Annotated in this window: 8 protein-coding genes; 4 read left to right on the forward strand and 4 right to left on the reverse strand. The window is 43.0% G+C overall.

The features are described from left to right. Positions 1–132 precede the first annotated feature (132 nt). Together V7R42_RS01525 and V7R42_RS01530 are read left to right on the forward strand one after the other, a co-directional pair. A complete protein-coding gene (locus V7R42_RS01525; RefSeq protein ID WP_334018481.1) occupies positions 133–2,559 on the forward strand; it encodes a TonB-dependent siderophore receptor in 2,427 nt (808 codons plus the stop codon). Between the two features lie 245 nt (positions 2,560–2,804). Further along, positions 2,805–3,854 carry a purine nucleoside permease gene (locus tag V7R42_RS01530; protein ID WP_334018942.1) on the forward strand — a complete coding sequence of 350 codons (1,050 nt, stop codon included), beginning with the start codon at positions 2,805–2,807 and terminating at the stop codon, positions 3,852–3,854. 68 nt (positions 3,855–3,922) lie between these two features. Here V7R42_RS01530 and V7R42_RS01535 read toward each other — a convergent pair whose 3' ends face one another. From V7R42_RS01535 to V7R42_RS01545, 3 genes are all read right to left on the reverse strand, one after another. Beyond that, positions 3,923–5,926, reverse strand: a complete 2,004-nt coding sequence (locus tag V7R42_RS01535; protein WP_334018482.1) for a PAS domain-containing hybrid sensor histidine kinase/response regulator — start codon at positions 5,924–5,926, stop codon at positions 3,923–3,925. A gap of 158 nt (positions 5,927–6,084) precedes the next feature. Then, positions 6,085–7,005 carry a diguanylate cyclase gene (locus tag V7R42_RS01540; RefSeq protein ID WP_334018483.1) on the reverse strand — a complete coding sequence of 307 codons (921 nt, stop codon included), beginning with the start codon at positions 7,003–7,005 and terminating at the stop codon, positions 6,085–6,087. A gap of 225 nt (positions 7,006–7,230) precedes the next feature. Then, positions 7,231–9,336, reverse strand: coding sequence for a two-component system response regulator (locus V7R42_RS01545; RefSeq protein WP_334018484.1), 2,106 nt, complete (start codon positions 9,334–9,336; stop codon positions 7,231–7,233). A 186-nt stretch (positions 9,337–9,522) separates the two neighbouring features. Between V7R42_RS01545 and V7R42_RS01550 the strand changes: the two genes are divergently transcribed. Next, a complete protein-coding gene (locus tag V7R42_RS01550) occupies positions 9,523–9,885 on the forward strand; it encodes an Hpt domain-containing protein (RefSeq protein ID WP_334018485.1) in 363 nt (120 codons plus the stop codon). Between the two features lie 65 nt (positions 9,886–9,950). On the opposite strand, the gene V7R42_RS01555 is transcribed toward V7R42_RS01550, so the two are convergent. Continuing rightward, a complete protein-coding gene (locus V7R42_RS01555; RefSeq protein WP_334018486.1) occupies positions 9,951–10,949 on the reverse strand; it encodes an adenosine deaminase in 999 nt (332 codons plus the stop codon). A 323-nt stretch (positions 10,950–11,272) separates the two neighbouring features. Between V7R42_RS01555 and V7R42_RS01560 the strand changes: the two genes are divergently transcribed. After that, a complete protein-coding gene (locus V7R42_RS01560) occupies positions 11,273–12,604 on the forward strand; it encodes an NCS2 family permease (protein ID WP_334018487.1) in 1,332 nt (443 codons plus the stop codon). Positions 12,605–12,843 lie beyond the last annotated feature (239 nt).

Here is a 12,843-nt window from a genome sequence, read left to right on the forward strand (position 1 = left end):
AGGTCAAAAGTTGACCAACTGGTTAAGAAGTTGGCACTCATCCTGCTAAACCTCTTGCATACAGCAAGGCGCAATAGAAATAGTGCGTTAATAAAGCCCTAAATAAGGGCAACTAAAAATAATGAGGAAACCATGAAAAACACTACATTCGAATTATCTCCTCTAGCAAAAGCTTTAGCGATGACAACGGCGGTAGCATTGTCATCTCAAGCATTTGCACAAGAAGAGACAGAGGTAAAAGAAAAAGATGTCGAGAAGATTCAGGTGACTGGGTCGCTAGGCAGCTTACCCGGTCAAGACGTTGAGTCAGTATTTGGCTTTGGTAAATCTATTCTTGAAACACCGCGCTCAGCATCCACTATTTCTCAAGAGCAAATGGAACGTTTTAACGTTTCTGATATTGATGAATTAGTAGCATTTGCACCGGGTACGTTCACCCAGTCTTTCTTTGGTGTTGCAGGCTCACTTGACGTACGTGGTACACCGGGCGAAACATATTTTCGTGGCGTTAAGCGTCTAGATAACCCTGGTAACTACCCTACCCCAATTGGTGCTTCTAGTCGTATCGATATTGTACGTGGCCCTGCATCACCTATTTATGGTCCATCTAAAATTGGTGGATACCTAAACTTTAATCCTAAATCTGCCCGGGCTGCAGGCGGTCAGTATTTAGATGCACCTACTGGCGCGTTGTCATATACGACTGGCTCTTGGAATAAAAGCATTTTAACAGCAGAGGTTGGCGGCCCTACTAGCGTAGCTGGTAAAGAAATGGGTTACTACATTTACGGTGAGCTAGAAAACTCAGATAGCTACTACGAAAATACACAAACCGACCAAACTATTCTACAAGCTGCTTTCAACATAGATATTACCGATAACCTTCGATTTGAATTTGGTGGTATGTACCATGATTACGATGGCAACCAAGTTGCCGGTTGGAACCGCTTAACGCAAGAACTTATTGACGACGGTACTTATATTACTGGTACTGCCCAGTCGTTAGATACGGATGGCGACGGCTCCATTAGCCATGAAGAATATGGTGCAGTAAACATTGCGGGTAACAGTTTCTTCTACGTGCCTGGATCATCATTTACCGATGACGAAGCCACTGAATTAATGGCGCTAGAAAATGTTGGTACTACCACACTAAGCGGCAGCCAAGTATTAGTTGCTCCAGATGACCAACTTGGTAACGAAGCGATAACGTTCTATTTCGATACTATTTATTACTCAGATAATTGGGAAATTCGTAACCAGTTCTTTTACGATTCATACGATAACATCAATGAAAATGCGTATGGTTTCTCTCAGTTCCACGATAGCTGGGTTGTCGAAGACAAACTTGTTTTCGCTACAGAATATGAAAACGACAGTTTGTTAGCGCAACTTCAAATTTCTCCGTCAATTCGTTACACCGACTTCTTACACGGTGATGACTTTACGTACGAATACTTTAACCGTCGTGATTTGACTATGCCGTCATCGGCATTAGACAGAAGATTACTGTCGACTCGTTCAGGCATGAATTATGATAACTACGATGATGGCAACTACCTTGATATAGGCTTGGGTGTAATGACCGACCTTACCTGGGATTGGGGCTTGAACCTTGTTCTTGGTGCACGTTATGACACCATTGATATTGAAACCACCTCGCGTCAAGACCTAATATTGCCAAGTGCTCGCATTGAAGGTAACGAGGGTACACCAGTTTCTGCTGAAGATACGGTAGGTGGATGGTCTTGGAATGCCAGTATCTCTTATGAACTACCATTTGGCTTAATTCCCTATATCACAGCCGCTGAGCAAGCGACCATTATCGCTGGTCAAGGTGCTGAGATTGGTGTAGAGCAACTTGAAGACGGTGCGTTTGATACTTCTGACCTATTTGAGTTTGGTGTGAAAGGTTCACTGTTAGATGACACGCTTTACTTTGCACTTTCATCATTCGAAATGGAAAGAACTGATTTTAGCAGTCAGAATACCGTAACGAACAACACTACGAACAACAAAGGGACTGAATTTGAACTTCGTTGGGTTGTGAACGAAAACTTAGTCGTATCTGCGGGCTACACTAACATTAAGGTTATCAATCTTACTGCACGTGAAAACGGAAGCCAGTTTGGTTTCTTAGGCGCTGAAGACTTATCTAGCCTTACCGATCCTTCGTTGGTATTTGGTGGTAACGTAATTGGCTTGAACTTGATTGGTGAAGGCTTCGCTAACACAGATGCACGTAAAGCAGGCATTCCTGAAAACGTGTATACCGTAACAGCGACTTACGATTTTCAAAACGGTTATGCAGCTAACGTGAGTGTAGTTGATGTTGATGAAGTTGCATCAGGTTTTTCTGCGGCTGTAACGCTACCTTCTTACACGCTAGTAAATGCAGGTTTATCTTATCAGGCTGAAGATTGGTCGTTTAACTTAACCGTTAAAAACCTAACTGATGAACGTTATTTCCGTTCTAACTTCCCAGATCTGTTTGGTAGCCAGGTTGTTCTACCTGAACTACCGCGTCACTGGAATGCTAAATTTACTTACTCATTCTAATTACGCTTAGTTGTGGTGTTGTCGCACTTCTATCCAATATAGAAGTGCGACAATTTAATTCACTGCATCACATTCACTAAAGAGCTCAGTTTTTTTAAAACCTGAGCTCTTTTTTTTAGGAGCATCTTATGTACTGTTCTCTTCTAATCGCACTGTTTAAAAAACTCATTCTATTGCCTATTGATAAATACAGTCGCAACTCTTCTACTAATAAGTCATTCGCACTGGCAGTGCTCGTTAGTGTGATGATGAATGTTTTATCTTCAAATGCACTCGCCATCGAAGAAAAGCAACCGATGGAAGTTAAAGTGGTAGTGGTGAGCATGTTCGAAATTGGTGATGATGAAGGTGACGCCCCCGGCGAATTTCAGTTGTGGAAAACCCGCAAGAAACTCACAACGAGATACCCACTACCCCACGGCTTTCACGATGTGTATGCAAATACTGAAACAGGCGTAATTGGCATAGTTACGGGTATGGGTATAGCCCGTGCTTCAGCGGCAATAATGGCACTAGGGCTCGACCCTCGCTTTGACTTATCAAAAGCCTATTGGCTTGTAGCTGGCATTGCAGGCGTGGACCCTGCCGATAATACTATTGGAAGTGCTATTTGGACAGATTACGTTGTAGATGGCGACCTTGCGCATCAAATCGACGCAAGAGAAATTCCTTCAGCGTGGAGCACAGGTTACTTCCCCCTCTTTACTCATGCTCCTTATGAAAATGCAGAGTTAGTCGATGTAAGCCACAGCCCAAATGGTGAAGTTTACGCGCTTAACCTACCGTTGGCTAAGTGGGCTTATTCATTAACTAAAGACACTAAGCTTTTAAACAATGAAGCGATGGATGCATTGAGAGCGAAATACACCAACTCAGCTAATGCAAAGGCACTTCCCAATGTATCTATAGGCTCACATTTATCCGCCTCTACCTTCTGGCATGGCGAAAAACTAAACACGTGGGCAAACAATTGGGTGGCATACTGGACGCAAGGCAAAGGAAATTTTGTCACCTCGGGCATGGAAGACTCAGCAACACTACAAAGCTTAAGCTATTTAGACAATGCTGGATTGGTAGACAAAGACCGTTTACTCATTCTTAGAACAGCGAGTAATTTTACCATGCAGCCACCATCGTTGAGCGCAGCTGAGAACCTAAAGTTAGAGAGTTCTGGCGATGGATATGCAGCAATGGGAGCCGCTATAGAAGCCGCCTATAATGTTGGTTCGCAGGTTACAGACTATTTTGTAAAGCATTGGGGAACCGTAAACGATAAGCCCCCTGTTGCTCGTTAAAATGCGCTTCGATTCAATGACAGGCTCGCTGGGATCTATCGACCTTTAACGAAAAAGTGCTAACGCCTCTAGACCGTCACCGATTTTGCTTCAAGCGCACAACGTACCTGAAGTGAGACATCATTTTGTACTACGGGCTTGGCGAGAAAATCGGCCATGCCTGCATCACTGCAATTGCTTTTGTCTTCAGGCGTTGTATTTGCCGTTACAGCCACAATGCGGCCATGCTTAGGCAATAAGTTTTCTTGAACAATGATCTTAGTCGCACTTACCCCGTCAAGCACTGGCATAGCGCAATCCATAAAAATAATGTCGTATTTTTTGGCGCGAGCCATTTGAACTGCCAACTCGCCGTTTTCTGCTTCATCTGGAAAGTAGTTAAACTTCTCTAACATAGATGCAAGCACAAAGCGGTTTATATCGTTATCGTCAACAACCAAAACGTTCAGAGGAACACTAAGTAGCTCTGAAGGTAGTACAACGTCACTCTGTTTTTCTTTATCTAATACGGCCATCTCTACAGGTATAGCAATATCGAAACAGGAGCCTTTTCCAACGTTTGATCTTACTTCAAGCTCACCGTCCATTTTCCCTATAAGTTGGTTAACGATAGACAGCCCCAAACCGTTCCCATTTAGTTCTTCAGAAGCACTGGCGGTATCATTTTGAAATGGTCTAAAAATTCGTGACAGTATTTCATCACTCATACCCACGCCTGTGTCTTCAATTGACGCAAGCAAGATTGGCATATCGCCTTGATGTTTTAACGTTACTTGTACCGAAATATACCCTTTCGGCGTAAATTTAACCGCGTTTGAAAGTAAATTAGTGATGACCTGACTAATTCTGGCGGCGTCTCCGTTAACAAAAGTGTTTTCGTCAAAAGAAAGCACCGCATAAAGCCTTACGCCTTTTTCAGCGCATTTCGCTTTAAATACATCTAATATATCTTCAATTAACGAACGTACACAGAAGTCACTATATTTTAATGAAAACTCGCCGTTTATGATCGATGTGTAATCCAGTACATCATTTATCAGAGACAACAAGCGGTCTGCACTATGAAGCGCCACATCAACTTTGCGCATTCGCACGTTCTCTTTATTTTCAAACTTAATCGCTTGCAACATACCGGTAATGCCATTAAGCGGCGTTTTTAATTCGTGGCTTATGCGTGATAGTAACATGCCACTTTCTTGTGACGCAGCTTCCGCTTCTTTTCGTCTCTCTTCCAACTCAAGTCTAAGTTGCACTGACTTGTTGACGTTTTGGCAAGTACCGAACAAACGAACGCATTTCCCGTTCTTAATTTCGGCCATACCGTGGGTTTCAATCCAAACTGAATTACCTTTAGCGGTAACTAACTCAAGCGTTGCGCTCCAGGGCTCTCCAGTCTCCACAGTGTGGGAAACAATGCGGTTGATCTCATCTCTGTCAAATCCTTCTTTATAGAAACTGATAGCTGTTTCTAATGTAGGCACAAAGTCATCTCCTACTTCGTGAATGAGGCGTGTTTGTGAAGACCAGCTAAGTGCATCAGTGGTTAGATCCACTTCCCATGTACCAATATTCGCTACGCTTTGTAACTTTTCATACAGCGTATTTTGATTAGTTTCTGCTTTTTCGATGTGGAACTTGTCTAGCATAACACTTAGGCAATCATCTAATAATGACAGTTTATCAATGTTAACCGGCTTTTCAGGGCATGCATTAATAAATACCAGGCAGACTTGACGCCCATCTAAGGTATGAATACGGCCACGGATGTACTTCTCAGCGTTAAAATAAGTGGAGAACCATCGTTTAAATGCGGTAGAGCACTTAGCGCTATTTATTGGAAAACAGTTGTCTACTGGCACACAGGTTGAGAAAGAAGGAACTGATTTAAAGTTGGGTGCATACGCCGATGAGGCTTTGATCAATACATTAACGGACTCTTCGTCCAGCTGTAAGAGCAGGCCTTGAAACACGCCAAACGAATCGCAGCCCCGCTGTACTAAACTGGTTAGCGATGCGTTCAACTGGTGTTCCAGTTCCATATTCAAACTCGACTGTTCATCAAAATAAACCATGGTTCGCTACCCAAGCGTGAAGACCACAAGATTCCTGCCGCTTTGCTTGATTTATGCACAGCGGCCCCGCTTTTATAATGATAGCTTGCGATGTGAATACGGGATATTAAACAATAGGCTAGAAATTCGATTTTCCAGATTAATTGAAGACAGTGTTATTAGCCTTTGGCTTGGTTTCGCCCCAACTCTTTTGCTTCAAAAAGCGAAATGTCGGCTTCTTCTATGAGCGCGGCCACATCGTCTTCAACTACATCGGAAGCCTTCCAAACAGCAAAGCCCGCACTTATCGACACGCGATTTTCTATGCCTTTAACATGTACTATATTGGCATCGGCAATAGCTTCAACTAGCTGATTTGAAACTAATTTCACCCCCTGATAATCGATGTATGGTAGTAGAACCAAAAACTCTTCACCACCAAAGCGAATAACGGCATCTTTAGGACGTTTAACCGTATCCGATACTATTTGCGCTACTTTTTGAAGACAAATATCACCTTCGAGATGCCCGTACGTATCGTTGAAAAGCTTAAAATAATCGATGTCGATCATTATTGCTCCAACCGTACTTTTGTCTCTCGCAACTTGCTTAATGAGTAACGGAATTTCGTTAGTTAAGTACATACGATTGTACAAGCCCGTAAGCTGATCGTGAAATGTCATCATTTCAAGGAATTCGGTGCGAAGCTTATTTTGCAGATGTGTTTTGATGCGATGCGTTAACGTAGACGCGTTGACGGGCTTCATTACAAAGTCTGACGCACCGACTTCCCAACACGCATTTTCGCTCTCAATATCCAAGGTAGACGTAACGAAAATGACGGGAATATGATTGGTTTCTGGCGAGGCTTTCAAAGCTGTACAAACGTCTAGCCCATTAATATCTGGCATGTTCATATCAAGCAGGACTAAATCGGGCGAGTTTGTCTTGCAGAAGGAAATGGCTTCCTCTCCAGACTCGGCAGTAATACATTCGAATACCGAGGATAGTATGGATTCAAGAAGCATACGACTCATCGGCTCATCGTCTACAATAAGTACACTGCATTCTTCGTAAGGTTTAATTTCTATTCGATTCATCGGGTACTTTTATCATTACTGCTACCAAAGTAGCCATTCTAACTGACGGCGCATAATTGCTTCAGGAATAGCGAAGCAATAACAACATGTTACGCTAGTCTAACACCTTGCACCTACATTTGTATCGAAATATCCGCTTGTTTGCTTTTAAGTGGGTATCGCTAGAAAGACATGGTTATTAAGAGAGGCCCATTAGTTGTCGCTATAGACACTGCCCTATAAACTTCACGCTACTTGGCTATCGGCGACGAATTTTACAAAAAAATCCCCCATTGCCATGGGCCGGCACATAAAATAACCTTGCCCCAAGTGACATCCAAGCGCTTTAAGAGCGGTAAAGTGTGATTGGGTCTCTATTCCTTCAGCAACAATAGTTAACTCTAGGCTTAGTGCTAAATGCACTATCGCCGTTACGATATCGTGTGCTTGTCGTTCTTTATCCATATCGATGACAAACGAGCGATCTATCTTGAGCACATTTAACGGGAATTGGCGCAAATAAGATAAACTTGAATAACCCGTACCAAAATCATCTAACGCAATAGTTACCCCTAATGCAGCCAAGTCATTCAGAATATCTCTGGTCTGTTCAAAGTCGTGCATTAAGGCTGATTCTGTCACTTCCAACTCTATAGACGAGGCGGCAATACCTGCTTCGTTAATGATTTCGGCAACTTCTTTTGCAAAACCGGGGTTTGAAAGCTGTTTAGCAGCCACATTTACCGCAACCTTAAAGTCTTGCCCTATTGCGTTGCATCTAGCGACAAACTCACAGCTTTTTTGTAATACTTGCTTTCCTAACTGGTGTATGAGCCCTGTTTCTTCTGCCAGCGGAATAAATTCATCAGGCCCAATTATTTTTCCACTTTCATCAAACATTCTGACTAAGCTTTCCGCACTTAAAACGGCACTATCTTCTAGGTCATACTTCGGTTGCAAGTAAACAGTCAGGCTGTCGTTTTCTATGGCATTTCTAAGTTTGATCTCCATTTCTACCCGATGGTGCATGGCATGCTGTAAGTCTTTTGAAAAGAAGCTAAAGGTATCTTTACCTTTCGATTTAGAACGGAACATTGCTGAATCAGCGTGGCGCATCATTTCTTCGGCATTTACCGCGTCTTGGGGATAAAGACTAATTCCAATACTAAAATTCAGTTGGTGGGATTTACCATCAATTTTTATTGGTTCTCTACCCGCTTGTAAACAAGCCATAGCGATACTGTCAGCACTGTAACCCGAACCTACCTCGGTAAGTAAGCAGGCAAATTCATCCCCACCAACGCGAGCTAGGGTTGCACTTTCGCCGACAACCTTAGAAAGGCGCTTTGCAATACAAGCAATTATGTAGTCTCCCACTTGATGTCCTAGGCTGTCATTGAGATATTTGAAATTGTCGATATCAATTAACAACAGCGCGATGCTTTGTTTAGAAATAAAAGAACGTGTTACGGCTTGAACTACTCTGTCGTGCAACAGGACTCGGTTTGGTAAACCGGTCAGCTGATCGTGATTGGTTAGATGCGTCATCTTCACTGCCATTTCTATGGCTTCTGATACGTCTTGAAAAACAATAACCGCGCCCGACAACTGGCCATCTTCATCAATAATCGGCGACGCTGTATCTTCGACTCTGAACACCTGATTGTGACGACTGACGAGCGTGGCGTTGTAAGACATAGCCACTGGACGCATAACCTCCAGAGCATATAGAGCAGGATTTAAAAGACGCTCTTCAGTCGAGGCGTCCCTCAAGTTCATGACCTCATCAATAGGACTACCAAGCGCCTCAGCTTCGCTGAATCCTGTTAACCTTTGCGCTACTGGGTTAATAAAGGTTACATCCCCTGCCGCGTTAATTGAGATAACGCCGTCAGCGATAGATTTGAGAGTGATGGCAAGCTGCTTTTTTTCCGCTTCTAATTCGTAGTTAACACGTGCGAGCTTCGACTTTTGATCCTGAATAGTGAGATGATTCCTTACTCGCATCTGACACAACCCAACATCAATTGGCTTAGATATGAAATCAATAGCACCTAACGACAATGCCACATGTTCGTTTTTAGGATCGCTATGGGAGGTAACAAAGATAACCGGAATAGCTGAAGTTTCTGGACAAGCTTTTAACTGCTTGCACACCTCAAAACCAGAGAGCCCTGGCATGCTTATATCCAAAACAACCAAGTCAGGCCGTTGCGCTTTAATCACCGAAAATGCATTCGCGCTTTGCGAGACCGTAACAACCTTTGCCAAAGATTCTACTGCACTTTCTAATAACAAAAGTGTTGTTGGTTCATCGTCAATGATGACTACTTTCTGCGTCTCATTATCCATGAGAAATACCACACTATGAAGCTAAAGACGGAATAAGTATTGCCCGAGATACGTAAAAAAAAAAATTAGTCTTTCGTCTACGTTTTGCCAGTTTATAAAGGTTCTATACTAAATAACTTAACCTACCATTTTTCTTATTGAATATTTATTGTACACTAACTCAACCCTTTAATTACGGTGGCGCACATGGACACAGCTGATTTTAACGATATGCCAACACAAGAACAATTATGGAATCGCGATGCTGCTATTAGTCGGCTTGGCGGAAATGAAGGGTTACTGAATCGTATTGTGGAGATGTTTTTAGCCCAAATAGAACAAAAACAACAAGCGCTTCAAAGCGCAGCGAAGGCATTAGATGTTGAAGCTGTCAGATTTAACAGTCACGCTATGAAGGGTGTGTCTGGTGATGTGGGTGCTGATGCCATTCGGGAAAAAGCCTCATCTATTGAGAATAAAGCTAAACAAGACGATTTAAGCGAAATCGTCGAAGACATCAAAGATTTAGATAATCTTATACAGCAAACTATTGCCGTTATGCAATTGTAAAATTATGTTAGCCTCTCGCATAAATCGCCAAAAGCTAACCTAATCATTTTTCACTGCTTGCCGTGTCAAACGGAAAGTACTTGCGCAACGAGTTCGTTTTTTTGTTTTTGCGGTAAGAAACTTGCCTTAAAGCTATTCGCTACCAATGTGCGAATTATTTTTTCGTCGATGCCAAGTGAATTGTGCAGCGATTCAAAATTGTCGGTTAAGAAACCACCAAAGTACGTTGGGTCATCAGAGTTAACTGTGACTAAGAGTCCGGCATCAAGAAGCTGGACAATATTGTGGTCTTTCATATCGTCAATAACACACAGTTTAAGGTTACTTAAAGGGCAAACGGTAAGCGGAATTTGTCTGTCTTTTAAGAAAGCCATAAGCGCTTCGTCTTCTTGACAGCGCACACCGTGGTCGATGCGATCGACGTTCAATAGCTCAATAGCTTCCCAAATGTAAGAGGCTGGTCCCTCTTCTCCAGCATGAGCGACAATTTTAAATCCCAGCGCTTTGGCTTTTTTAAATACTCGTTCGAATTTAGACGGTGGATGCCCAAGTTCTGAACTGTCCAGCCCTACCGCCTTGATGTGCTCATAGTAGGGCTCGGCCGCAGAAAGCGTATCGAAAGCAGCACTCTCTGGAAGGTGGCGAAGGAAAGACATGATTAAATAACTACTTATACCGTATTCGTTTTTGGCTTTTTCCATCGCCTTTAAAAAGCCTGGCATAAAGATATCAAACCCGATACCTCGCGCGGTGTGTGTTTGAGGGTCAAACATAATCTCTGTATGTACAATGTTTTCCTCAGCGCAACGCGTTAAGTATTCCCACATTAATGTGAAGAAGTCTTCCTCATCCCTCAACACGCCGGCGCCTGCGTAGTAAAGGTCAAGAAAGCTTTGCAAGTCTTGGAAGTTATAGGCGGCTTTAATCTCTTCCACGTTAGCATAAGGAAGTGATACACTGTGCTTTTCAGCTAGGCGCCACATGAGTTCAGGCGTTAAGCTACCTTCTATATGCAGATGCAGTTCGGCCTTTGGAATGTGTTTAATTATTGATGACAGCGACATGGCCCCTCACTTATTTTGCACCATAATAATGCAATAGCATTCAATTGGTGCGTAATAGTTTATCTTTAATGCTATCTGTAAACGAGTTCTATTGCTCATTTAGGTTTTATTTGCGGTTTTTTTAACATCATCTATGTTGATTACTAACCGTTTGGCTGGCTTTGTGCTGCTTGGCTAGTGACCTTGCGTCACTCGATGATTGTTAATCGATCATTGTACTGAAAAGTAAGTTAGCACAAAACACACCAACAGTTGACTAACTGGTCAGTTTTTTGCTTTCTAACGCACAATATACTAAATGAAACATAAACAGAGAACTCTTGATGTCCAACAATGTAATTGAACGGCTTTTTAAGTTGCAAGAACACAGAACCACGGTAAGAACTGAAATCATCGCAGGTCTAACTACGTTTGCGGCTATGTCATATATACTCGTGGTAAACCCAAGCATTCTCGGGTTGAGTGGCATGCCCGTAGAAGGCTTAATTACAGTGACAGCAATCGCAGCCTGCATTGGTACGCTAATGATGGCGCTGATGACCAACTACCCTATCGCACTTGCGCCAGGCATGGGCTTAAATGCCTTTTTCGCATTTACTATTTGTCTTGGCCGTGAAATTCCTTGGGAAGCAGCGCTTGGTATTGTCTTTTGGAATGGTATTCTCTTCTTACTTCTTTCACTTACCGGTGTCCGCACCAAAATTGCTGAATCTATCCCGCCTTCTCTAAAGATAGGCGTGCAATGTGGCATAGGTTTATTCATTGCTTTTATCGGTCTTAAAAATGCGGGGCTGATTGTTGATAATCCTGCAACGTTTGTGCAGCTTGGCAACCTCTCAGAGCCTGCGGTGATGCTGGCGCTTATTGGGATTATTTTTACTATCGTTCTTATGGTAAAGCGCGTCACGGGCGCTATCTTAATCTCAATTGTTGCACTCACCTTGATTGGTGCTTTTATCCCTACCGAAAACGGAACCTTAACTACAACGCCTTCTGCTGTAGTAGGTATGCCAGAGTCCATATCAAATACATTTATGGCAATGGACTTTTGGTACCCGATTGATCATCTTGCCGAAACCTGGGATCTGGTTTTCGCGCTTATGTTTGTGAACATGTTCGATACCATAGGTACCTTGATTGGCGTTTCACGTAAGGCCAATCTGCTTACTCCTGAAGGCAAGCTACCGAAAATAGGTTCAGCCATGACGGCCGATGCATCAGCGAGTATTGCTGGCGCGTTAGTAGGCACATCACCCGTTACAAGCTATGTTGAATCTGCCACCGGCGTATCGACTGGTGGACGTACGGGGCTTACCGCAGTGGTGGTTTCCTTATGCTTTTTGTTATCTCTCTTCCTTACTCCATTAATGAAAGTCATTCCTCTGATGGCTACAACACCCGCACTCTTAATGGTAGGCATTTTAATGATGGAATCGATTCGCCAGGTTGATTTCGACGACTTAGGGGCACTCGCCACCGCATCTGTAGCGCTTATCGCCATGCCGCTCACATTCAGTATTAGCGAAGGCATTGCCCTTGGTTTTATTACTTATGTGGGCATTAAGGTAGGTACGGCCAAGTTTAAGGATGTCACACCGCTCACTTATGCGTTGGCCATTGTGTTCTTACTAAGATACTTACTAGATTTGAAATAATTTACCGGTGACTATGGGTGGTATTGCACACTATATCTCGGTTTTAGGTAAAAAGAAGGTGGCTTCAATGCCACCTTTTTTATTACTCAGCAATGCAAACACGCTAATCGTTTACTTTAATCCGTCGTAAGTGAAGGTAACAGCTTTATCACCCATAAATACGATTTTCACATGCTTGCTGTCTTCGTTACCCCATGTGCACGCCATAGCCCCCATTATTTATCTAAGCGTAAGTAAAA

The organism is Alteromonas sp. S015 (genome assembly GCF_036864485.1).
In the GTDB taxonomy this organism is placed as follows: Bacteria; Pseudomonadota; Gammaproteobacteria; order Enterobacterales; family Alteromonadaceae; genus Alteromonas.

Bases quoted from the DNA above. Each gene is read 5' to 3' on its own strand.
- V7R42_RS01530 (WP_334018942.1), top strand. From the start codon at position 2,805: ATGATGAATGTTTTATCTTCAAATGCACTCGCCATCGAAGAAAAGCAA.
- V7R42_RS01535 (WP_334018482.1), bottom strand. From the start codon at position 5,926: ATGGTTTATTTTGATGAACAGTCGAGTTTGAATATGGAACTGGAACAC.
- V7R42_RS01555 (WP_334018486.1), bottom strand. From the start codon at position 10,949: ATGTCGCTGTCATCAATAATTAAACACATTCCAAAGGCCGAACTGCAT.
- V7R42_RS01550 (WP_334018485.1), top strand. From the start codon at position 9,523: ATGGACACAGCTGATTTTAACGATATGCCAACACAAGAACAATTATGG.
- V7R42_RS01540 (WP_334018483.1), bottom strand. From the start codon at position 7,005: ATGAATCGAATAGAAATTAAACCTTACGAAGAATGCAGTGTACTTATT.
- V7R42_RS01545 (WP_334018484.1), bottom strand. From the start codon at position 9,336: ATGGATAATGAGACGCAGAAAGTAGTCATCATTGACGATGAACCAACA.
- V7R42_RS01560 (WP_334018487.1), top strand. From the start codon at position 11,273: ATGTCCAACAATGTAATTGAACGGCTTTTTAAGTTGCAAGAACACAGA.
- V7R42_RS01525 (WP_334018481.1), top strand. From the start codon at position 133: ATGAAAAACACTACATTCGAATTATCTCCTCTAGCAAAAGCTTTAGCG.